Annotated in this window: 21 protein-coding genes; 16 read left to right on the top strand and 5 right to left on the bottom strand. The window is 70.8% G+C overall.

What is annotated here, in order from left to right; translation table 11 throughout:
- Genes glmM through ACKOB8_RS06505 form a run of 3 tightly spaced genes read left to right on the top strand, consistent with a single transcriptional unit; the run spans position 1 to position 2,809 of the window.
- The gene (gene glmM, locus ACKOB8_RS06515) at positions 1–1,338 is read left to right on the top strand and encodes a phosphoglucosamine mutase (RefSeq protein ID WP_526376403.1); all 1,338 of its coding nucleotides are present in this window, start codon (positions 1–3) and stop codon (positions 1,336–1,338) included.
- Between the two features lie 57 nt (positions 1,339–1,395).
- Positions 1,396–1,683 carry a type VII secretion target gene (locus ACKOB8_RS06510; RefSeq protein WP_526376402.1) on the top strand — a complete coding sequence of 96 codons (288 nt, stop codon included), beginning with the start codon at positions 1,396–1,398 and terminating at the stop codon, positions 1,681–1,683.
- A 7-nt stretch (positions 1,684–1,690) separates the two neighbouring features.
- The gene (locus ACKOB8_RS06505; RefSeq protein ID WP_526376401.1) at positions 1,691–2,809 is read left to right on the top strand and encodes a hypothetical protein; all 1,119 of its coding nucleotides are present in this window, start codon (positions 1,691–1,693) and stop codon (positions 2,807–2,809) included.
- Between the two features lie 7 nt (positions 2,810–2,816).
- On the opposite strand, the gene ACKOB8_RS06500 is transcribed toward ACKOB8_RS06505, so the two are convergent.
- The gene (locus tag ACKOB8_RS06500; RefSeq protein ID WP_526376400.1) at positions 2,817–3,857 is read right to left on the bottom strand and encodes an LLM class F420-dependent oxidoreductase; all 1,041 of its coding nucleotides are present in this window, start codon (positions 3,855–3,857) and stop codon (positions 2,817–2,819) included.
- Position 3,858: 1 nt separating this feature from the next.
- Entirely contained in the window at positions 3,859–4,716 is an 858-nt protein-coding gene (locus ACKOB8_RS06495) for a hypothetical protein (RefSeq protein WP_526376399.1), read from the bottom strand.
- A 38-nt stretch (positions 4,717–4,754) separates the two neighbouring features.
- Between ACKOB8_RS06495 and glmS the strand changes: the two genes are divergently transcribed.
- From glmS to gad, 3 genes are read left to right on the top strand one after another with little or no spacing between them, the layout of a single operon-like run.
- Positions 4,755–6,623 carry a glutamine--fructose-6-phosphate transaminase (isomerizing) gene (glmS, locus tag ACKOB8_RS06490; RefSeq protein ID WP_526376398.1) on the top strand — a complete coding sequence of 623 codons (1,869 nt, stop codon included), beginning with the start codon at positions 4,755–4,757 and terminating at the stop codon, positions 6,621–6,623.
- Positions 6,624–8,051, top strand: coding sequence for an NAD(P)H-hydrate dehydratase (locus ACKOB8_RS06485; protein WP_526376397.1), 1,428 nt, complete (start codon positions 6,624–6,626; stop codon positions 8,049–8,051). It begins immediately after the preceding gene.
- A gap of 49 nt (positions 8,052–8,100) precedes the next feature.
- Positions 8,101–9,492 (top strand): glutamate decarboxylase, encoded by a 1,392-nt coding sequence (gene gad / locus ACKOB8_RS06480; protein WP_526376396.1) that lies wholly within the window; start codon positions 8,101–8,103, stop codon positions 9,490–9,492.
- A gap of 4 nt (positions 9,493–9,496) precedes the next feature.
- On the opposite strand, the gene ACKOB8_RS06475 is transcribed toward gad, so the two are convergent.
- Both ACKOB8_RS06475 and ACKOB8_RS06470 read right to left on the bottom strand, forming a co-directional pair.
- Positions 9,497–11,953: an FAD-dependent oxidoreductase gene (locus tag ACKOB8_RS06475; RefSeq protein WP_526376395.1), complete on the bottom strand. Its 2,457-nt coding sequence runs from the start codon at positions 11,951–11,953 to the stop codon at positions 9,497–9,499.
- Between the two features lie 14 nt (positions 11,954–11,967).
- Positions 11,968–12,888: a phosphotransferase gene (locus ACKOB8_RS06470; protein ID WP_526376394.1), complete on the bottom strand. Its 921-nt coding sequence runs from the start codon at positions 12,886–12,888 to the stop codon at positions 11,968–11,970.
- Between the two features lie 82 nt (positions 12,889–12,970).
- Here ACKOB8_RS06470 and alr point away from each other — a divergent pair, with 82 nt between their 5' ends.
- From alr to groL, 9 genes are all read left to right on the top strand, one after another.
- Positions 12,971–14,146: an alanine racemase gene (alr, locus tag ACKOB8_RS06465; RefSeq protein WP_526376393.1), complete on the top strand. Its 1,176-nt coding sequence runs from the start codon at positions 12,971–12,973 to the stop codon at positions 14,144–14,146.
- A 64-nt stretch (positions 14,147–14,210) separates the two neighbouring features.
- The gene (locus tag ACKOB8_RS06460) at positions 14,211–15,269 is read left to right on the top strand and encodes an alpha/beta fold hydrolase (protein WP_526376469.1); all 1,059 of its coding nucleotides are present in this window, start codon (positions 14,211–14,213) and stop codon (positions 15,267–15,269) included.
- Positions 15,270–15,282: 13 nt separating this feature from the next.
- Positions 15,283–15,738 carry a tRNA (adenosine(37)-N6)-threonylcarbamoyltransferase complex ATPase subunit type 1 TsaE gene (tsaE, locus tag ACKOB8_RS06455; RefSeq protein WP_526376468.1) on the top strand — a complete coding sequence of 152 codons (456 nt, stop codon included), beginning with the start codon at positions 15,283–15,285 and terminating at the stop codon, positions 15,736–15,738.
- The gene (gene tsaB, locus ACKOB8_RS06450; protein ID WP_526376392.1) at positions 15,735–16,382 is read left to right on the top strand and encodes a tRNA (adenosine(37)-N6)-threonylcarbamoyltransferase complex dimerization subunit type 1 TsaB; all 648 of its coding nucleotides are present in this window, start codon (positions 15,735–15,737) and stop codon (positions 16,380–16,382) included. Before tsaE ends, tsaB begins: the two co-directional genes overlap by 4 nt.
- Positions 16,383–16,390: 8 nt before the next feature.
- The gene (rimI, locus tag ACKOB8_RS06445; RefSeq protein WP_526376467.1) at positions 16,391–16,858 is read left to right on the top strand and encodes a ribosomal protein S18-alanine N-acetyltransferase; all 468 of its coding nucleotides are present in this window, start codon (positions 16,391–16,393) and stop codon (positions 16,856–16,858) included.
- Positions 16,855–17,880: a tRNA (adenosine(37)-N6)-threonylcarbamoyltransferase complex transferase subunit TsaD gene (gene tsaD / locus ACKOB8_RS06440; protein ID WP_526376391.1), complete on the top strand. Its 1,026-nt coding sequence runs from the start codon at positions 16,855–16,857 to the stop codon at positions 17,878–17,880. The genes rimI and tsaD overlap by 4 nt, the downstream gene beginning before the upstream one ends.
- Positions 17,877–18,350, top strand: coding sequence for a nuclear transport factor 2 family protein (locus ACKOB8_RS06435; protein ID WP_526376390.1), 474 nt, complete (start codon positions 17,877–17,879; stop codon positions 18,348–18,350). The genes tsaD and ACKOB8_RS06435 overlap by 4 nt, the downstream gene beginning before the upstream one ends.
- Before the next feature lie 197 nt (positions 18,351–18,547).
- On the top strand, positions 18,548–18,850 hold the full coding sequence (gene groES, locus ACKOB8_RS06430) for a co-chaperone GroES (protein ID WP_509633913.1): 303 nt from the start codon (positions 18,548–18,550) through the stop codon (positions 18,848–18,850).
- A 129-nt stretch (positions 18,851–18,979) separates the two neighbouring features.
- A complete protein-coding gene (gene groL, locus ACKOB8_RS06425) occupies positions 18,980–20,599 on the top strand; it encodes a chaperonin GroEL (RefSeq protein ID WP_526376389.1) in 1,620 nt (539 codons plus the stop codon).
- Positions 20,600–20,608: 9 nt separating this feature from the next.
- Here the strand turns inward: groL and ACKOB8_RS06420 are convergent, their stop codons facing one another.
- Positions 20,609–21,577: a hypothetical protein gene (locus ACKOB8_RS06420; protein ID WP_526376388.1), complete on the bottom strand. Its 969-nt coding sequence runs from the start codon at positions 21,575–21,577 to the stop codon at positions 20,609–20,611.
- 176 nt (positions 21,578–21,753) lie between these two features.
- On the opposite strand from ACKOB8_RS06420, the gene ACKOB8_RS06415 reads away from it, so the two are divergent.
- Positions 21,754–22,300: VldE C-terminal domain-containing protein (locus ACKOB8_RS06415; RefSeq protein ID WP_526376387.1), on the top strand; the 547-nt coding region annotated here is incomplete at its 3' end.

Below are 22,300 nucleotides of genomic sequence, written 5' to 3'. Positions count from 1 at the left end.
ATGGGCCGCCTGTTCGGGACCGACGGCGTGCGCGGGGTCGCCAACCGCGACCTGACCGCTGAACTCGCCCTGGCACTGGGGGCAGCAGCCGCCCGGCGCCTGGCCCCGCCCGGCCGGTCGCGGCGGGTCACCGCCGTTGTCGGCCGCGACCCGCGCGCCAGCGGGGAGATGCTGGAAGCCGCGGTGGTCGCCGGGATCGCCAGCGAAGGCGTCGACGTGCTGCGGGTCGGGATTCTTCCGACCCCGGCGGTGGCGTTTCTGACCGGCGCCTACGGCGCAGCTTTCGGCGTCATGATCTCCGCGTCGCACAACCCGATGCCCGACAACGGCATCAAGGTGTTCGGCCCCGGCGGTCACAAGCTCGATGACGACACCGAGCACCGGATCGAGGAACTGGTGGCCCAGGGTCCGGGCGCGCGCCCGGTCGGCGCGGACATCGGCCGCGTGCTGCACCCGGCCGACGCGCTGGATCGCTACCTCGCCCACGTCGCCGCAGCCGCCACCGCCAGTCTGAGCGGGCTGACGGTGGTCGTCGACTGCGCCCACGGCGCGGCGTCGGTCGCTGCGCCGCATGCCTACTCCGCGGCCGGCGCGCGGGTGATCACGATCAACGCCGAGCCGGACGGGCTCAACATCAACGCCGACTGCGGCTCGACCCACCTGGCCACCCTGCAGGCCGCGGTGCTCGCGCACGGCGCGGATCTCGGTCTGGCCCACGACGGCGACGCCGACCGGTGCCTGGCGGTTGACGCCGCCGGCCGGGTGGTCGACGGGGACGCGATCATGATGGTTCTCGCGCTGGCCATGCAGGCGGCCGGCGAGTTGGCGTCGAACACGCTGGTGGCCACGGTGATGAGCAACCTGGGTCTGCACCTGGCGATGCGGGAGGCGGGTATCGCGCTGCGCACCACCGGAGTCGGCGACCGCTACGTCCTGGAAGAACTGTCCGCCGGCGGATACGCGCTGGGCGGGGAACAGTCCGGCCATATCGTGATGCCGGCCTTCGGAACCACCGGCGACGGCATCGTCACCGGACTGCGCCTGATGTCCAGGATGGCACAGACCGGTTCGCCGCTGGCCGGCCTGGCCGCGCCGATGCGCACCATGCCGCAGGTGCTCATCAACGTCGAGGTGCGCGATAAGGCGACTGCCGCCCAGGCCCCCGCGGTGCGGCATGCGGTCGCCGAAGCCGAGGCCGAACTCGGCGATTCCGGCCGGATCCTGCTGCGCCCGTCGGGCACCGAGCAGATCGTGCGCGTCATGGTGGAGGCGTCCGACGAGACCACCGCGCGTCAGGTGGCACACCGGGTGGCGAGGTCGGTCAGCGCCCAGGGCTGAGCGCCACTCGGGAACCGCCGGCGGCACGGCTGCGTCAAAACCGGTATGACCACCGATATGACCGCCGATCTCGCGGGGTTGCGCTTGGCCGCACAGCGGATGGAAAGCGCCGCCGACATCCTCTGCGGCGCTCTGGGGCCGCACGTGCGCGGCCTGAACTTCGATGCGGCGCTCGCCGGCCGGTCCCACCGCGAGGCGGGGGCGGCGTTGCGCGTCGCGGTGGACCGCCTGGTCGCCGGCGCAGTGGCCGCCGCCGCCGAGAGCCGGGATGTCGCCCACACCCTGCGCGGCTGCGCGGACCGCTACTCGCACTGCGACCAGTCGTCCGCCGAGACCCTGCGGTGAGCGCTCGATGACCCAGCTGGCGTCAGGCGCGGCCGCCGCGGCCAACACCGAAACCTATGTGGCGGCCTGCCGCACGCTGGGGGTCGCAGCGGCGGGACTGAGCGCGGATACGGTTCGGCAGATGTGGGCCGCCGAGGACGGCTTGAGCCTGGCGGCGCTCGACGCCGACAGCGCGGCGCTGCACCGCGCCGCCGATGCCGCCGAGGAGGGGCTGCGCGCTCAGCGCGAGGCCCTCGCGCTGCTGTCCGAGGCGTGGCGGGGTTCCGCGGGCGGTGCCGCGGTGGAACGGCTCGCGCAGCACTGCGCCGCGACGGACGCCGCCGTGGCGGGGTTGCGCGATGCGGGCGCGGTGCTCGGTGCGCTGCGCGACCGGCTCGGTCACCTGCTGGCGGCCAAGGCTGATGCGGCGGTGCGCATCGACTGCCGGGTCGACGGTGGTTCCGGGCTGCTGGCCGACGCCGCCGCGGTGATCGGCGGGACCGCCGACGGATCCGCCGCCGACGCCGTGCGCCGGCACGTGGCGCCCTACGTGGATGCTGACGTCCGTGCCGAGTGGGTCTCGGCGATGCGCACCGCCACCGAGTCGGTCGCGGCCGCCTACGAACAGTCCGCCGCCCGGCTGGCCGGGCACGAGCCCGCACGCGCCGCAGCGCCGGTCGCCGACGCACCGCCGGCAGCGCAGGCACCCCCCGCGCCGCCCGCACCGCCTGGCGCCGGCGGGCCGGCCGGCGTGCCCGACCTGTCCGGGTTACTGCCGCCGGTTCCCGACATCGGTGCCCCGCTGGGGGGTCTGGTCGCCCAGATCGCTCATATCGCCGAACTGCTCGGCGACGACCCCGAACCAGAGCCCGTCGAACCAGAGCCCGCTGAGCCGGAGCCCGCTGAGCCCGCCGCGAAGCAGGCCGCCGCCACCCGCTCGCTCAGCCAACCTGCCGCTCCGGTCCCCGCACCCGCTGCGGCACCGTCGGCCGAACCTGTCGGGCCTGCCCCGTCGGCCGAACCGGCTACAGAAGCGGCTGCAAAACCGGCTACCGAACCGGCCGGGTCCCCGGTGTCTGCCGAGCCGGCCGCTGATCGGACGCCCTGTGCGATCGCCGCCGACGAACTGCCCCAGGCCGGGCCGTGAGCCGCGGTCAGGGCAGCAGTCGCTGCAACTGCTCGACGAAGCTGACGTACTCGGCGCCGTCCGCGGTCACCGGAGTGACCAGCAGGGTGGTGACCCCGGCCTCGGCGAAGGCCGCGATGCGCTCGGCGACGTATCCGGGCGGACCGATCAGCGAGATATTGCGGACCAGTTCGTCGGGCACCGCCGCGACGGCCTCGTCCTTGCGACCGGACAGGTACAGCTCCTGAATCCGGTCGGCGACGTCGCCGAACCCGTAGCGGGTCGCCACATTGTGGTAGAAGTTGCGACCGCGCGCGCCCATCCCGCCGATGTAGAGCGCCAGCTGCGGCTTGGCCCACTGCAGCCGCTCCTCGACGTGCTCGCCGATCGCCAGGGACACCCCGACCATCACGTCGAGCTCACCGAGTGCGTCCGCGCGCTTGGCCTTCCCGGCCCGCAGGGCCTCACCCCAGACCTGATCGGCTTTCTCGGGAAAGAAGAACACCGGCTGCCAGCCCTCCGCGATCTCGGCGGTCAGCTCGACGTTCTTGGGGCCCAGGGCGGCGATCGTGATCGGGATGCGTTCGCGCACCGGGGTGTTGATGATCTTCAGCGCCTTGCCCAACCCGGTGCCGCGATCCGGTGGCAGCGGGATCTGGTAGTGCCGGCCCTGGTGGGTCACCCGCTCGCGGCGCCACACCTGCCGGCAGATCTCCACCACCTCTCGGGTCCGGCCCAGCGGCGCGTCGAACGGGATCCCGTGGAAGCCCTCCATCACCTGGGGACCTGACGTTCCGATCCCCAGCCGGAACCGGCCGTCGGAGATGTAGTCCAGCCCGGCGGCGGTCATCGCCAGCAGCGTCGGGGTGCGGGTGTAGAGGGGCAGCACCCCGGTCCCCAGTTCGATCCGGCTGGTTCGGGCGGCGAGATAGCCGAGCTGGCTGATCGCGTCGAACGAGTACGCCTCCGCCACCAGAACGATGTCCACGCCCTGCTGTTCGAGTGAGGCGACATGGTCGACGGCTTCGCGGAAGCCGCCCGAGTACGCCAGGAAGATTCCGGTGCGCATGTCAGCGCAGCAGGGCCACGACGCGGTCCTCGACGGTCACCGGCGCAGCGTCGGGGTCGGGCAGACTGGTTCGGGGGAGCACGGCGTCGGGGTCGGCGAACTCGCGGTAGGTCTTGTCGCCGGTGAGCTCCCACAGCAGAAAACCGGTCAGCAGCGCCCGAATCGTCTTCTGGACCCGGGAGCTTCGCGCCGGCAGGCCCAGCAGCCCCAGCAGGTTGCGCCGTTCAACCAGACCGGACGCATCGGCCCGGTCGACGACCCGCAGCAGCGAGCCCTGCCAGGCCCCGGCGATCTCGCGCGCGTCGGTGCGCAGCGACTTCGCGTCGTCGGGGGTGGCCAGCACAAGCCCCCGGACGTCCGGCTTGCCGAGGGTGGCCGCCGCGGCTTCGGCCGAGGGCTTGGTGACCGACGGGAACACGACCGCCACCGCCTTGGCCGGCGCGGAGCCGGCGGGGCGAGACGCCGCCGCCAGGACCGCCGCGGCGGCGCCGAACCCCACCCCGGCCAGCGCGAGCCGGTCGCGGGCCACGCTGATGTCCCCGCGACCCAGACGCACCCCCGACACCACATCGAGGGCGGCGTTGAGGTCGTGGCGCAACGTCAGCACCGACGGCGCCGGGCCGCGCCCGGTGGCCGGTGCGGCGACGACGATTCCCCAGCTCGCCAGATGCGCGAGGGTGCCCGCGTAGCGCTCCGGCCCGGCCAGCCAGTCGTGCCCGAAGGCCACCGCGGGCAGGTGGAACCCGGTGGCCGGGGTGTGCACGACCCCGGGGATCCCGGCGAACGCCAGGTCCCCGCGCAGCACCTTGTGCGGACCGCGGCGGGTCAGACCGGCGAACAGTCGGCGGGTGCGGGCCATCTGACGACCGTAGCCGACCGGGACTACCCTGGTACTTCATGTGCGGAATCGTGGCCTACGTCGGTCACCGCCCGGCGCGACAGGTCGTCGTCGACGCGCTGCGCCGCATGGAGTACCGCGGCTACGACTCGTCGGGGCTGGCCGTGCTCGACGGCAGCGGCGGGCTGACCGTGCGCCGCCGGGCCGGTCGGCTGGCCAACCTGGAGGCCGCCCTCGCCGAGACCGATCCCGACGTGCTGACCGGAACGTCCGGACTGGGCCACACCCGGTGGGCCACCCACGGCCGGCCCACCGACCGCAACGCGCACCCGCACCGCGACGCCGCCGGTGAATTCGCCGTCGTCCACAACGGCATCATCGAGAACTTCGCGGCGCTGCGCCAAGAACTGGAGTCCGCGGGGGTGGAGTTCACCAGCGACACCGACACCGAGGTCGCCGTGCATCTGGTGGCCCGGGCCTACCACAGCGGCGCGACCGCAGGCGATTTCCCGGCCTCGGTGCGTGCCGTGCTGCGTCGCCTGGAAGGTCACTTCACGCTGGTCTTCGCACACGCCGGCGACCCCGGCACGATCGTCGCGGCGCGCCGGTCCACCCCGCTGGTCGTCGGGATCGGCGACGGCGAGATGTTCGTCGGCTCCGACGTCGCGGCGTTCATCGAGTACACCCGCGACGCCGTCGAGCTCGGCCAGGATCAGGCGGTGGTGATCACCACCGACGGGTATTCGATCACCGACTTCGACGGCAACGACGGATCCTCCGACGCGCGTCCGTTTCACATCGACTGGGACCTGTCGGCCGCCGAGAAGGGCGGCTACGACTTCTTCATGCTCAAGGAGATCGCCGAGCAGCCCGCCGCGGTCGCCGACACCCTGCTGGGCCACTTCGTCGACGGCCGCATCGTGCTCGACGAGCAACGCCTCTCCGATCAGGAACTGCGTGAGATCGACAAGGTGTTCATCGTCGCGTGCGGCACCGCGTACCACGCCGGCCTGCTGGCCAAGTACGCCATCGAGCACTGGGCCCGGCTGCCGGTGGAGGTGGACCTGGCCAGTGAATTCCGCTACCGCGATCCGGTGCTGGATCGCGGCACCCTGGTGATCGCCATCTCCCAGTCCGGCGAGACCGCCGACACGCTGGAGGCGGTTCGCCACGCCAAGGCCCAGAAGGCGAAGGTGCTGGCGGTCTGCAACACCAACGGCAGTCAGATCCCACGCGAGTCCGATGCCGTGCTCTACACCCGGGCCGGACCCGAGATCGGGGTGGCCGCCACCAAGACGTTCCTGGCGCAGGTCGTCGCCAACTACCTCGTCGGCCTGGCACTGGCGCAGGCGCGGGGCACCAAGTATCCCGATGAGGTCGCCCGCGAGTACCGCGCACTGGAATCCATGCCGGACCTGGTCGCCCAGGTGCTCAGCCAGGCCGAGTCGGTCTCGGCCCTGGGTCGCCACTTCGCCTCCTCGCCGGCTGTGCTGTTCCTGGGTCGTCACGTCGGCTACCCGGTGGCGCTGGAGGGAGCGCTCAAACTCAAGGAACTCGCCTACATGCACGCGGAGGGTTTCGCGGCCGGGGAACTCAAGCACGGTCCGATCGCGCTGATCGAGGAGGGTCTGCCGGTCATCGTCGTGATGCCCTCGCCCAAGAATGCCGCGACGCTGCATGCCAAGTTGCTCAGCAACATCCGGGAGATCCAGGCCCGCGGGGCGGTGACCGTCGTGATCGCCGAGGAGGGAGACGACACGGTGCGGCCCTATGCCGACTTCATCGTCGAAATCCCCTCGGTGTCAACACTTTTCCAACCACTACTGTCCACCGTGCCGCTTCAGGTCTTCGCCGCGTCGGTGGCTCAGGCCCGTGGCTACGACGTCGACAAACCCCGCAATCTCGCCAAGTCAGTCACCGTCGAATAGATGCGGGCCTACTACACCGCTGAGGTGATCAGGGCCACTGAGGCGCCACTGCTGGCCGCCCTGCCCGACGGCGCGCTGATGCGCCGGGCGGCCACCGGCCTGGCCAACGCAGTCGCGGTGCAACTGCGCCGCCGAACCGGTGGTGTTTCGGGGCGCTCGGTCTGTGCGGTGGCCGGCTCGGGCAACAACGGCGGCGACGCCCTGTGGGCGGCGACACTTCTGCGCCGCCGGGGTGCTGCGGCCACGGCGGTGCTGCTCAATCCCGACAACACCCATGAGGGGGCGCTGCGTGCATTCCGGCACGCGGGGGGCCGTATCGTCGCGCGCCCGCCGGCGACAACGGATCTGGTGATCGATGGCGTGGTCGGCATCTCCGGCACGGGCCCGCTGCGGCCGGCTGCGGCCGAGTTGTTCGCCGCCGTGGACGCCGCCGCCATTCCGGTGGTCGCGGTGGATATCCCCAGCGGCATCGACGTCCACACCGGCGCGGTCAGCGGACCCCACGTGCGCGCCGCGCTCACCGTGACGTTCGGGGGCCTCAAACCGGTGCACGCGCTGGCCGACTGCGGGCGCGTCGAACTGATCGACATCGGGCTTCACCTGCCGCCCACCGAACTCGTCGGCTTCGACGCGGCCGACGTGCGCGCCCGCTGGCCGTCGCCCGGACCGCGCGACGACAAGTACACCCAGGGTGTGGTCGGGATTCTCGCCGGCTCCAGCGCCTACCCGGGCGCGGCGATCCTGTGCAGCGGCGCGGCGGTGGCGGCGACGTCGGGCATGGTCCGCTACGTGGGAAGCGCGGCGGCACAGGTCGTCTCGCACTTCCCGGAGGTGGTCGCCGCACCCGACGCCGCATCGGCCGGTCGCGTCCAGGCCTGGGTCGTCGGTCCGGGCCTGGGCACCGACGAGAGCGCGGAGAGTGCCCTGACGTTCGCGCTGAACTCCGACCTGCCGGTGATCGTCGATGCCGACGCGCTGACACTGCTGGCCGCGCATCCGCACCTGGTCGCCGGCCGCACGGCCCCGACGGTACTGACCCCGCACGCCGGAGAGTTCGAGAGATTCGGCCTGGGACCGGTGGGCGACGACCGGGTCGCGGCCGCCCGGCGGCTGGCCGAGCACACCGGCGCCACCGTCCTGCTCAAGGGCAATGTCACCGTGATCGCCGACACCCGGGTCAGTGGGCTGACCTATCTCAATCCGGCCGGCGGCTCCTGGGCGGCCACGGCCGGGTCGGGTGACGTGCTCAGCGGGATCGTCGGTTCACTGCTCGCCGCCGGCCTGCCCGCGGCCGAGGCCGCCGCCGCGGCGGCGTTCGTGCACGCCCGCGCCGCCAACCGCTCGGCCGCCGATCCCGGGCCGACACCGGTGCCCACGTCGGCCTCGCGCATCCTCGCCCATATCCGTGACGCCCTGGCCCATCTGTGATCCCAACCCTGTGACCCCAACCCTGTGACCCCAACCCGAGAGGAAAGCCATGCCGCACATGAGGTACCGCTCCCCGTCGATCGCCCCGGCCTACACCGGGCGGCTGGCCACCAATCCGATCCCGTCGCTGCGGTTGCCCGACGAGGCGATGGAGCCGGCCGCGGCCTACCGGTTCATCCACGACGAGCTGATGCTGGACGGCAGTTCCCGGCTGAACCTCGCGACGTTCGTCACCACCTGGATGGACCCCGAGGCCGAGCGGCTGATGGCCGAGACCTTCGACAAGAACATGATCGACAAGGACGAGTACCCGGCCACCGCCGCGATCGAGTCCCGCTGCGTGGCCATGGTGGCCGACCTGTTCCATGCCGAGAACCTGCGCGACGACGACGCCGCGACCGCCACCGGTGTCTCCACCATCGGGTCCTCGGAGGCGGTGATGCTCGGCGGACTGGCGCTGAAGTGGCGCTGGAAGCAGCGGGTCGGCGGCCCGGACGGGGATGGCTGGCGCACCCGCAGGCCCAACCTGGTGATGGGCTCCAACGTTCAGGTCGTGTGGGAGAAGTTCTGCCGCTACTTCGAGATCGAGCCGCGGTATCTGCCGATGGCCGAGGACCGCTACGTGATCACCCCCGAGCAGGTCCTCGATGCCGTCGATGAGGACACCATCGGCGTGGTGGTCATCGTGGGTACCACCTACACCGGCGAGCTCGAGCCGGTGGCCGACATCTGCGCGGCGCTTGACACGGTGGCGAAGGATCGGGGTCTGGACATCCCGGTGCACGTCGACGCCGCCAGCGGGGGGTTCGTCGTCCCGTTCCTGCATCCGGACCTCGTGTGGGACTTTCGCCTGCCGCGGGTGGCCTCGATCAACGTCAGCGGCCACAAGTACGGGCTGACCTACCCGGGCGTGGGCTTCGTGGTGTGGCGCAGCGCCGATCTGCTGCCCGAGGATCTGGTCTTCCGGGTGAACTACCTCGGCGGGGACATGCCGACCTTCACCCTGAACTTCTCCCGGCCCGGCAACCAGGTGGTCGGGCAGTACTACAACTTCCTGCGACTCGGCCGCGGCGGGTACTCGCATGTGATGCGGACGCTCTCGGACACCGCGCAGTTGCTCTCCGACCAGCTGAAGGCCTCCAAGCACTTCGACGTCATCACCGACGGCTCGCAGATCCCGGTGGTCGCCTTCAAGCTCTCCGGGGACTTCGGCTACACCGAATTCGACGTGTCGGCGGGGCTGCGCACCTACGGCTGGCAGGTGCCGGCCTACACGATGCCGACCGGCGCGGAGAACGTCACGGTGCTGCGGGTCGTGGTCCGCGAGGGCTTCTCCGCCGATCTCGCGCGCTCGCTGTGGGAGGACATCAACGCGGTGCTGAGGCACCTCGACGCGATCCAGCCCGAGGGCCATTTCACCGAGGAGCATTTCGCGCACTGACCGGCTAGCGAACGCGTTCGCTTCCGGGGTCGAACGGCGCCCGCAGCGACACGGTGATCGGGTGAATCTCACCGCCCACGTTCACCGCGTAGCTGCCGTGGCGCACCCAATCCCCGGTGACGACGGACCCATCGGCGCAACGCAGGTAGGCCAGCCCGACGCAGGATCCGATGGTCGCGCCCCAGGCCGCGGAGGTGACCTGTCCGGCCACCGCGCCGTCGCGCAGGATCAGTTCACCACCCCACAGCATGGGCTCCGGAGAGTCGACCGAGAAGCTCACCAGCCGCCGGCGCGGGCCTTCGGCGCGGGTCTTCTCCACCGCGGCACGACCCAGGAAATCCACGTCGGTGGCGAGTTTGCAGGTGAACAGCAATCCGGCTTCGACGGGTCCGGCGGCGGGGGTGAGTTCCCGCCCGAAGGCCCGGTACCCCTTCTCCAGACGCATCGATTCGATCGCGTAGTAGCCGCCGCAGCCGATCCCGAGTTCGGCACCGGCATCCAGCAGTGCACGGTAGACACCGACGGCGAATTCGGTCGGGACGTAGATCTCCCAGCCCAGTTCACCGACGTAGGTGATCCGGGTCGCACGAACGGTGGCGTGACCCAGCGCGATCTCGCGGCTGCTGGCGAATGGGAACGCCCCGTCTGACAGATCGGCATCGGTAAGTTCTGCCATAAGCCGACGCGACTGCGGGCCCATCACGCCGAACACCGCCAGTGATGCGGTCACATCGGTGACCTCGGCCCGCATGCCCGCCGGCATATTCCTGCGGAGGTGATCCTTGTCGCGCTCGGTGCTCGCCGCCCCGCTGACGATCAGGAACTCGTCCGGTGCGGTGCGGGTGACCGTGACGTCGGCCTCGTAGGTTCCGTGCGAGTTCAGTAACCCGGTGTACACCGTGGTCCCCGGTGGTACCGCGACGTCGGCGGTGCACAACCACTGTAGGGCGGCCTCGGCATCCGGCCCGCTCAGCAGGTACTTCGAGAACGACGTCTGGTCGAACACCGTCACCCGGGACCGGGTTGCGGTCTGCTCGGCAGCCGACCACTCCAGCCAGTGCGGCTTGGCCCAGGTGTACGCCATATCCGGCGCGCAACCCGGTGGTGCGAAGTAGTTCGCACGCTCCCAGCCCATCTTGCTGCCGAACCCGGCGTTCGCCGCCGCGAGCAGATCATGCACGGGTGAGCGGCGCAGCGGGCGCCCGGTCGTCGGCTCACGGTTCGGCCAGGGGATCGCGTAGTGCATGCCGAGGACCTCGGAGACCCGCTCCCGCAGCCAGCGGACGTTCCCGTGGAACGGCGCGAAGCGCCGGATGTCCACCGCGGTCAGATCGGTGGCCGGGGCGCCTCCGACGATCCACTCGGCCAGCGCCCGTCCGGCACCTCCCGCCGAGGCGATGCCCACCGAGTTGAATCCGGCCGCGACGAAGAAGTTGGCGCACTCGGGCGCCTCGCCGAGGATGAATTGGTTGTCGGGGGTGAAGCTCTCCGGCCCGTTGTAGAGCTTCTTGCATCCGGTGTGCTCGAGGGCGGGGATTCGCCGGATCGCGCTGTCCATCAGGACTCCGAAGTGCTCCCAGTCCTCGTCGAGGAGCTGGAACTCGAACGGGTACGGGATCCGGTCGGGTGCGACCCAGGGCTTGGCTTGCGGCTCGAAGCCGCCCACCACCAGGCCGCCGACTTCTTCCTTGACGTAGATGTAGCCGTCCGGGTCGCGCAGGACGGGCAGGTCGGGATGCACGCCGTCGACAGGCTCGGTGACGACGTAGAAGTGCTCAGCCGAATACAGCGGAACGTTCACACCCGCCAGAGCGCCCACCTGCTTGGCCCACTGGCCCGCGCAGTTCACCACGATCTCGGCCTCGATGTCTCCGCCGTCGGTGCGTACCCCGCTGACCCGGCCGGCCGACGTCGTCACCGCCAGTACCCGCACCCGCTCGTAGACCCGGGCGCCGCGGCGCCGGGCCCCCTTGGCCAGCGCCATCGTCAGGTCGGTCGGGTTGGCCTTACCGTCGGCGGGCAGCCAGATCGCACCGGCGAGGTCATCGGTGCGGATCACCGGGAAACGCTGCCCGGCCTGCCCGGCGGTCAGCAACTCGCACTCCAGGTCGTAGGCGGCGGCATTGGCGGCTGTTCGTCGCAACTGGGTCATCCGGTCGGCGGTCCGGGCGACGGTGACACCCCCGCACTGCTTGTAACCGGTGCTCAGTCCGGTCTCGGCTTCCAGTTCGGAGTACAGCGCGGTGGAGTACTGCACCAGCCGCGTTCCGCTCTCGGTCGGGCGCAGCTGCCCCACCAGGCCGGCGGCGTGCCAGGTGGTGCCGCAGGAGAGCTGGCCCTGCTCGAGCAGAACCACGTCGGCCCGGCCGAGTTTGGCCAGGTGGTAGGCGACGCTGGTCCCGACCACTCCGCCGCCGACGACGACGATCTCCGCGCGGTCGGGCAGCCCCGAGTCGGTCATGGGTGCCTCCCGGTTCAGTCGGACGTCTGTGCCGCGGCGAGCAGTCCGGCGAAGTGGGGGTCGCGGAATTCCGCGACCGCCGACTCATAGCGTTGCATGGCCCAGTCCCAGAAGTCGACATCCATTGCGCTGGTTGCGTTCTGGATGCAACCCCAGAGGGTCCAGCCGTACTTCGCCGCAATGCCCTGCAGCTGCGCCCGCGCAGTCTTGTGGCGCAGCGGGCGCTGGAAGTAACGGGTCACCAGATCGTCGAGTTGGTCCAGGGAAAGTCCGCACTCACTCCAGATGTTGCCCAGCTCGAAGCAGGGGTCGTTGTTACCGGAGTACTCGTAGTCGATCACCCACACCCGGTCGCCGTCATCGATGAAGTTTGCCGCCAGCAGGTCGTTGTTGCAGGGCACGGTTGTCCGGCCGGTTGCCCGCAGCACCCGGCCGATGTCGGCGAATTGACCGGCGAAGTCGTCGTAGTCGGCGGGTAGCCGGAAACCGCGCTGCTCGACGACACGGCGATAGCCGCGCTGCAGCTCGAACATGTCGAAGCGGTCCCGGAACCGCGGCCCCCGGTGGAGTTTCCGGCATGCCTCAGCCACCCGGGCCAGCACGTCGGCCGCCTGGAGGTCGGAATCGGTGAGCGTCTTGCCCTCGAGGAAACCGACGAGCAGGATTCCTAGATCCGGCCGGAAGCCGACCACCGGTGCGCCGACGCCGGCGAGCGCGGCGGCAAGGCTGTTGTGGTACTCGTTCTCGCGGTCGATGCCGAGCAGCGGGGCGGTGCCCAGGTCGCAGCGTGCGACGTAGGACGCCGTCGGCGTGACGACCTTGACGTTGCGGTTGGTCAGTCCGCCGGGGAGTTCCTCCAGCCGGCGCGGTCGGCCCGCCAGAGCCGGAAACTGATCCAGCGACCGATCCAATTCCGGGTCGGTGAGCAGCGACATGCGGGTGTCCTTGCGGTGCCGGGGGCGGGCGTCTGAAGACTAGGCCACTTTTCTGGGACAATTCTGGGCAGGTGAACTGAACATGGACACAACATCGTTGACCGCCGCCACTGGCTCGCAGGTCACACCGGGCGAGGCCGTCATCGATCTCGGCGCCGTTGCGCACAACGTCGGACTGCTGCGCGAGCACGCCGGCCCCGCGCAGGTGATGGCTGTGGTCAAGGCTGACGGGTACGGCCACGGCGCCACCGAGGTGGCGCGGGCGGCCCTGGCGGCCGGGGTCGCCGAACTCGGAGTGGCGACCATCGACGAGGGCTTGGCGCTGCGCCGCGACGGCATCACCGCCCCGGTACTGGCCTGGCTGCACCCGCCGGGCACCGATTTCGCACCGGCGCTGACGGCCGACATCGGGGTCGGTGTCTCCTCGGCGGCGCACATCGCCGACCTGGTGGCCGCGGTGGGACGCACCGGGCGTACCGCGGTCGTGACGGTCAAGGTCGACACCGGGCTCAACCGCAACGGGGTCGGCGCGCGGGATTACCCGGCGGTGCTCGACGCCCTGGCGCGCGCCGCCGCCGACGGCTCGATTCGGGTGCGCGGCATCATGTCCCATCTGGCCAGCGGTGACGAACCCGACAACCCGCTCAATGATGTTCAGGCGCAGCGCTTCACCGAGATGCTCGCCGAGGCGCGTCGGCGCGGGGTGGGCTTCGAGGTGGCTCATCTGTCGAACTCGCCGTCCACCATGACCCGCCCCGATCTGGCTTTCGACATGGTGCGTCCGGGCATCGCGGTGTACGGACTGAGTCCCATCCCCAGCCGCGGGGACATGGGCCTGCGCCCGGCGATGACTCTCAAGTGCCGGGTGGCCATGGTCAAGCCGGTGGCAGCCGGAGAGGGCGTGTCCTACGGCCACCGGTGGGTCGCCGAGCGCGACACCACGGTGGCGCTGCTGCCGATCGGCTACGCCGACGGGGTGTTGCGCGCACTCAGCGGCCGGCTCTCGGTGCTGATCAACGGCCGGCTGCGTCCGGGTGTCGGCCGCATCTGCATGGACCAGTTCCTCGTCGACCTCGGGCCGGGCCGCCCGGACGTCGCCGAGGGCGACGAAGCGGTGCTGTTCGGTCCCGGCAGCGCCGGCGAGCCCACCGCGCAGGACTGGGCCGACCTGCTCGGCACGATTCACTACGAGGTGGTCACCGGCCCGCGAGGCCGGGTCCAGCGGACCTACCGGCAAGGCGATTCCGGTGGCCGCTGAGCGCAGTCCCCGCTCCGGGCCACGCCGCGGACGGATCGGCCGCGCGGGACGCAAGGCCGGACTGATGGCCGGGGTCGCCGGGCTGAGCGCGGTCGGCGCCGCCGCGGGGGTGTCCGCGGCCCGGTCGCTGCGCCAGCGCCGCTACCGCGACGCCTACGAGGGAGAGGACTTCGCACTGCTCGACGCCGACCGCGGATGTGTGATCACCACCCCCGACGGGGTTCCGCTGGTGGTGCGCGAGGTGGGACCGGTGACCGCCCCGCTCACGGTGGTCTTCGCGCACGGTTTCTGTCTGCGGATGGGCTCGTTCCACTTCCAGCGCACCGCGCTGGCGCAGCGCTGGGGTGAGCAGGTCCGGATGGTGTTCTACGACCAGCGCGGGCACGGCCAGTCCGACTCGGCTCCGATCCGCACCTACACCGTGCCCCAGCTGGGTGCGGACCTGGAAACCGTTCTGCAGGTGATGGTTCCGCGCGGTCCGGTGGTCCTGGTGGGGCACTCCATGGGCGGGATGACCGTCCTGTCCCACGCCCGCCAGTTCCCGCGGAACTACGGCAGCCGGGTCGTGGGGGCCGCGCTGATCTCCTCGGCCGCCGAGGGACTGCCGCGCTCGCCGGTGGGGGAGATCCTGCAGAATCCGGCGCTGGAGGGCGTGCGGTTCGCCGCCCGCTACGCGCCCGCGCTGGTGCACCGCACCCGGGGCGCGGCCCGCTCGGCGCTGCGCCCGATCCTGCGCGCCGCCTCGTTCGGCGGGGACGCGGTCAGCCCGCGGCTCGCCGCCTTCTCCGAGTCGATGATCTACGGCACCGAGGTCGCCACCCTGGTGGAGTTCCTGCACGCCCTGGAGGTCCACGACGAGACTGCCGCCCTGGCAGTGCTGGCGGACATCCCCACCCTGGTCGCCTGCGGCGACCGCGACGTGCTGACCCCGGTCCGGCACTCGCGGGAGATGGCCGCGGCGCTGCCCGAGTCCAGGTTGGTGATCGTGCCCGGCGCCGGTCACCTCGTGCAGCTGGAACGGCCCGACGTCATCAACGAGGCGCTGGTCGAGCTGGTCGAACGCGCGACGCCGTCCCGGCTGGTGGCTTTCGCCCGGCGGATCAGGGACCGGTCGGGTGACTGAGGAGACTGGGCCGGTGACCGACGCCGGGACGCAGCCGCTGCCCACCGTCGAAGACACCCTGGCGTTCGGCGAGCGGGTGGGCCGGGAGCTTAAGGCCGGTGACGTGGTGGTGCTCAGCGGCCCGCTGGGTGCCGGCAAAACCGTTGTGGCCAAGGGCATCGCCCGCGGGATGGGCGTCGAGGGACCGATCACCTCGCCGACCTTCGTGCTCGCCCGGGTGCACCGGGCCCGCGCGCCGGGCCGTCCGTCGATGGTGCACGTCGACGTCTACCGGCTGCGCGATGCCCGCGATCTGCTGGCCGAACTGGACTCGCTGGACCTCGACACCGACCTCGATGAGGCGGTCGCGGTGGTGGAGTGGGGCGAGGGCCTGGCCGAGCGGCTCGCGCAACGGCACCTGGACGTCAGCTTGCGGCGTGCGCCCGACAGCGAGACCCGTACCGCGACGTGGCGGTGGAGCGGCCGGTGAGTGCCCCCACCGCCGGCCCGGTGCTGGCGATCGACACCGCCACCCCCGCCGTCCTTGCCGGTGTGATGCTGGGTGACACCACCCTTGCCGAGCGGGTCACGATCGACGCGCACGCTCACGCCGAGCAGCTCACGCCCAATACCGTTGCCGCCGTGCGCGATAGCGGACTGAGGATGGATCAGTTGACCGCCGTGGTGGTCGGGTGCGGGCCGGGCCCGTTCACCGGTTTGCGGGTCGGAATGGCCAGCGCCGCCGCCTACGGGCACGCTCTGGGCATCCCGGTCTACGGGGTGTGCTCGCTGGATGCCATCGGGGTGCGCACCGCCGGTACCGACGGCGAGGTTCTGGTGGTCACCGACGCCCGCCGCCGCGAGGTCTACTGGGCGCGCTACCGCGACGGCGTGCGCGTCGACGGCCCCGGCGTGGCCGCCCCCGCCGACGTTGCGGTGGCCGGGGTCGATCGGGTGGCCGGTTCGATGACCGAGCTGTTCTCCCTGCCCCGCGCCGAACCGCAGTACCCCTCGTCGGCCGGCCTGGTCGCCGCGGTCACCGACTGGCACCGGGCACCGGCGGCGCTGATCCCGCTGTACCTGCGCCGGCCCGATGCCAAGACCCTGGCCGAGCGGGCGGAGTCGTCACGGTGAACCTCCAGATCAACGCCGAGGGGAACGTCCGCTACGACCGGCTCGCCGCGGGTGACGCCGCGCGCTGCGCGGAGTTGGAGGCGCTGCTCTTCGACGGCGACGACCCCTGGCCGCGGGCGGCCTTCGTGCGAGAGGTGGCCGCGCCGCACGCGCACTATGTCGCGGCCCGGGTCGAGGACACGCTCGTCGGCTACGCCGGAATCGCACGACTGGGCCGCACCCCGCCGTTCGAGTACGAGATTCACACCATCGGGGTCGATCCGGCGTATCAGGGGCAGGGCATCGGCCGGCGGATGATGACCGAGTTGCTCGACCACGCCGGGCCCCGCAGCGTGGTCTTCCTGGAGGTGCGCACCGACAACGAACCGGCACTCGCGCTCTACCGCAGCCTCGGCTTCGCGCAGGTCGGTCTGCGCCGGCGCTACTACCGGGCCAGCGGCGCGGACGCCTACACCATGCGCAGGGACCCGGCATGAGAACCGTGCTGGCCATCGAAAGCTCCTGCGACGAAACCGGAGTCGGCATCGCCGGCCTGGGCGACGACGGAGCGGTGACCCTGCTGGCCGATGAGCTGGCCTCCAGTGTCGACGAACACGCCCGCTTCGGCGGGGTGGTGCCCGAGATCGCCTCGCGCGCCCACCTGGAGGCGCTCGGTCCGACCATGCGCCGGGCGCTGGCCGCCGCCGGTATCCAGCGCCCCGACGCGGTGGCCGCCACCATCGGGCCGGGACTGGCCGGAGCGCTGATGGTGGGCGCGGCCGCCGCCAAGGCCTACGCCGCGGCCTGGGACGTGCCCTTCTACGCCGTCAACCACCTCGGCGGGCATCTGGCCGCCGACGTCTACGACCACGGGCCGCTGCCGGAGTGCGTGGGCCTGCTGGTCTCCGGCGGGCACACCCACCTGCTGCACGTCCGCTCGCTGGGCGAACCGATCATCGAGCTGGGCAGCACCGTGGATGACGCCGCCGGGGAGGCCTACGACAAGGTGGCCCGGCTGCTGGGCCTGGGATATCCGGGCGGGCGGGTGCTCGACGAGCTGGCCCGCACCGGCGAGCGTGACGCCGTCGTCTTCCCGCGCGGCATGACCGGCCCGCGCGACGAGCGCTACGCGTTCAGCTTCTCCGGACTCAAAACTGCCGTCGCACGCTACGTCGAGGCCAATCCCGGCGCACCGGCCGCCGATATCGCCGCGGGATTCCAGGAAGCCGTCGCCGACGTGCTGACCGCGAAGGCGGTCGGTGCCGCCACCGACCTGGGGGTCGCCACGCTGTTGATCGCCGGGGGAGTGGCGGCCAACTCCCGGCTGCGAGAGCTCGCCGAACAGCGTTGTGCTGCTGCGGGTCTGACGTTACGGATCCCCCGCCCCCGGCTGTGTACCGACAATGGGGCGATGATCGCCTCGTACGCGGCCCACCTCATGGCCGCCGGTGCCGGGCCGTCGCCGCTGACCGTGGCCAGCGACCCCGGCCTGCCGATCGTCACCGGGCAGGTGTCGTGAGCGCCTCCGAGGACCGGTCGCAGATCCTCGAGTTGATCTACCGCTACGCCGAGAGAATCGACGCCGGCGACTTCGAGGGGCTGGGTGCTCTGCTGGCCCGCGCCGAGTTCGGCGGCGCCCGGACGGCGCGGATGTCCGGTGCCGAGCAGATCGCCGCCCTGTTCGCGATGACCACCAAGCGTTTCGCCGACGGGACTCCCCGAACCCGGCACCTGGTGCTCAATCCGATCGTGGAGATCGACGCCGAGCACCCCGACACGGCCACCGCCCGGTCCACCTTCTGCGTCGTGCAGGCCACCGAGAACCTGCCGCTGCAGCCCGTCGTCGTGGGCCGCTACTACGACACGTTCGCCCGCGACGAGCAGGGCTGGTATTTCACCGAACGGATCATCGACGTGGAGATGACCGGGGATGTCTCCGACCACATGCTGATCGACCCGGCGGCATTCGACGTCGACTCCCGGCACTGAACGGGCAGGACGCGGGGACCAGGGACTTCGCCCTCAGCGAATGAGCACACCCCTGCCCTTGAGTGCTAGCACTCGCCGGTATAGAGTGCTAGGTGGCAGACGGACAACCCCTGCGTCGGCACCCGCGACGACGGCGCGAGGACTCGGACGAATGCCGAAAACCTGGTTAATACGGAAAAACACAGTGGAGGAACCACGTGGCGAGCGTGAAAATCAAGCCTCTCGAGGACAAGATCCTCGTTCAGGCCAACGAGGCCGAGACGACCACCGCGTCGGGTCTGGTCATCCCGGACACCGCCAAGGAGAAGCCGCAGGAGGGCACGGTCGTCGCCGTCGGACCCGGCCGTTGGGACGAGGATGGCGAGAAGCGCATCCCGCTGGACGTCGCCGAAGGTGACACCGTCATCTACAGCAAGTACGGCGGGACCGAGATCAAGTACAACGGCGAGGAGTACCTGATCCTGTCGGCCCGCGACGTTCTGGCCGTCGTCAGCAAGTAGTCAGCAAGTAGTCAGCAAGTAGCCAGCAAGTAGCAAGTAGTTCGTGAGCCGCCCCGGAAACTCCCGTCATCGGGTGGTTTCCGGGGCGGATCGCATCGCAGCGTTGCCCCTACGAGCCACAGGACTTTCATGAGCAAGCAGATCGAGTACGACGAGACCGCGCGACGGGCGATGGAGGCCGGCGTCGACAAACTCGCCGACGCCGTCCGGGTCACCCTGGGCCCGCGCGGTCGGCATGTCGTGCTGGCCAAGGCCTTCGGTGGCCCGACGGTCACCAACGACGGCGTGACGATCGCCCGCGAGATCGACCTTGAGGACCCCTTCGAGAATCTCGGTGCGCAACTGGTCAAGTCGGTGGCCACCAAAACCAACGACGTCGCCGGTGACGGCACCACCACCGCGACCGTGCTGGCCCAGGCGCTGATCCGGGCCGGACTGCGCAACGTGGCCGCCGGCGCCAACCCGATCGCGCTCGGCGAGGGCATCAGCCGCGCCGCCGAGGCGGTCTGCGAATCGCTGCTCACCGCAGCGACCCCGGTGTCGGGGAAGAACGCCATCGCCCAGGTCGCCACCGTCGCCTCCCGCGACGAAGAGGTCGGCGAGATGGTCGGCGAGGCGATGACCAAAGTCGGCGGCGACGGTGTGGTCAGTGTCGAGGAATCCTCCACTGTCAACACCGAATTGGAGATCACCGAGGGCATCGGCTTCGACAAGGGGTTCATCTCGGCGTACTTCGTCACCGACTTCGACTCCCAGGAAGCCGTGCTCGAGGATGCCCTGGTGCTGCTGCACCGGGACAAGATCAGCTCGCTTCCCGATCTGCTGCCGCTGCTGGAGAAGGTCGCTCAGGCCGGGAAGCCGCTGCTGATCGTCGCCGAGGACGTCGAGGGCGAACCGCTGTCCACCCTGGTCGTCAACGCCATCCGCAAGACGCTGAGGGCCGTGGCGGTCAAGGCCCCGTTCTTCGGTGACCGCCGCAAGGCGTTCCTGGAGGATCTCGCCGTGGTCACCGGCGGTCAGGTGATCAACCCCGATGTCGGGTTGGTGCTGCGCGAAGTCGGCCTGGAGGTCCTCGGCTCCGCTCGCCGGGTGGTCGTCAGCAAGGACGACACCGTGATCGTCGACGGCGGCGGCACGCATGACGCCATCGCCGACCGGGTCAAGCAGTTGCGCTCGGAGATCGAGACCACCGACTCCGAGTGGGACCGCGAGAAACTCGAGGAGCGGCTGGCGAAGCTGGCCGGCGGCGTGGCGGTCATCAAAGTCGGCGCGGCCACCGAAACCGCGCTCAAGGAGCGCAAGCACCGCGTCGAGGACGCGGTGGCCGCAGCGAAGGCCGCGGTCGAGGAGGGCATCGTCCCCGGCGGCGGCAGCGCCCTGGTGCAGGCGCGGTCAGCGCTGGCCCCGCTGCGCGACTCGCTGTCCGGCGATGCGGCGCTGGGCGTGCAGGTGTTCTCCGACGCGCTCTCGGCGCCGCTGCACTGGATCGCGACCAACGCCGGGCTGGACGGGTCGGTCGTCGTACACAAAGTCGCCGAGCTGCCCGCCGGTCACGGTTTCAACGCAGCCTCGCTGACCTACGGTGATCTCGTCGCCGATGGCGTCGTCGATCCGGTCAAGGTGACCCGGTCAGCCGTTGTCAACGCCGCCTCGGTCGCCCGCATGCTGCTGACCACCGAAACCGCGGTCGTCGAGAAGCCCGTGGACGAGGAACCCGCCGGTCACGGCCACCACGGGCACGCCCACTAGTCCCATTAGTTACGCGGCCGGTTCGCTCTCCGCTTCGGAATTCGCGGCTGCGCCGCCGCGGGTGGCTCGCTTAGCGGCAGCCTTGCCGGACTGACCGCTCGACGGCGTGGCCGCACCCGCCGAGTCACCGGCATCGGCCGCTGCGGCAGATCGGGGTGCCCGACGTGGCGACTCGGCGCCAGCCGGGTCGGGATCCGCCGTGGCGACGGCATCCGCACGCGCCGCCGGGGCAGCCTCGGGAGCCGTGGACGACTCGCCCGCGCGCGCGGGTTCGGCGGCCGGTGTCGAGTCGGCCTCGGCAGGTGCGGCCGCCGGTGCCGCGGGTGCCGCGGGAGCCGATTCCGCTGCGACGGCTGCGGAGACCGAGGCAGCGGCGGAGGGTGCCTGCACCGCGGCGAAGGGGCCGGGAATCCATCCAATGATCCAGTTGACGACGTTCTGGACGGTCCCGATGACGTCGTCGATGATGTTCGGGATGCTCGGGATGTTGGGGATCAAGCCGAGGAAGAAATTGACCTCGGCCTGAACGAAACCGATCGCGGTGTTGACCAGTCCGTTGATCCAACTCACGGTCGAGTCGACCGCGCCCGCGATGTAGTTGCCGGGCTGTCCGGACAGTGGCCAGAAATCGCCGTTCACGATCGGGGTGACCAGGTCGTCGACCCAGTACACCGTGCCCGCGACCGCGGCCTCCCCGTAGGTGTAGAGGATGTTGATCTGGTCGGCGATCGGCGGCCCGACGATCGGGATCAGGGAGACCAGCCCGCTGACGTAGCTCACGACGTCGGCCACCGCCGGCTGGATGCTGTTGTAGATGTCGGCGATGAATCCGGTCAGCGCGATGTTCTGCGCGTCGACGGTCGACATCGGGATGCTCGGCGGGTTGGCGAGCAGGACGGACGGCGTGACGGCCACGGCCGGGCTCAGCGCCAGAACTGCGGCGGTCAGGGTGACGGCGGGGCGGACCACAGCAACCATCGGTCTTCCTTCTCTCTCGGGGATCTTCTCGGGCCTTCTGGGGCTTCGGGGGCCGTCTGGAGCGGCGTGGGAAAACTAGCGCATATTCCGCCTCGACGCGAGGATTTGCCCGGCCAAGTGGCCCGGCTCGCCAAGACCGCCACCCGGACGCCGTCGCGGGCGTTACTGTGTCTCCTGTGGTGAGGGTGGCCAGGGTGTTCGCCAACGGCAGGGGGCGCTGGCTTGCCGCGGCGACCTCGATCGCCGTTTCCGTCGCCATGTTCCATGCCCAGGGCAAAGACGCGCCGTGCTGCGCCGGGGCCGCTCCCGCCCCGCCGATCGGCCAGCAATCCCCGGCACCGCCGAGCGGCGCGGTCAACGCCGCCGTCCCCACCGAGGCGGAATTGCTGGCAGCCAGCGCCCCGCTCGTCGCCCAGGACTTCGAGCTGCAGATACCCCGCGGCGTCGCGCCCGAGGAGGGGCTGCAGGTCCACACCATCTGGGCGGCCCGATCCATCAGCATGATGTTCCTGGAGGTCACGACGATCGGCGGGTTCCGGCAGGACCCGCTCAAGTGGCACCCCAACGGACTGGCGATCGACGTCATGATCCCGAACGCCGACACGCCCGAGGGAATCGAGCTCGGCAACCAGATCGCCGGCTACGCCCTGGCGAACGCCAAACGCTGGGGCGTGTTGCACGTCATCTGGCGGCAGGGCTTCTATCCCGGCATCGGAACCCCCA

Source organism: Mycobacterium sp., assembly GCF_046091765.1.
In the GTDB taxonomy this organism is placed as follows: Bacteria; Actinomycetota; Actinomycetes; order Mycobacteriales; family Mycobacteriaceae; genus Mycobacterium.
The sequence above is the reverse complement of the archived record's forward strand: the minus strand, read 5'-3'. Positions and strand labels throughout refer to the sequence as shown.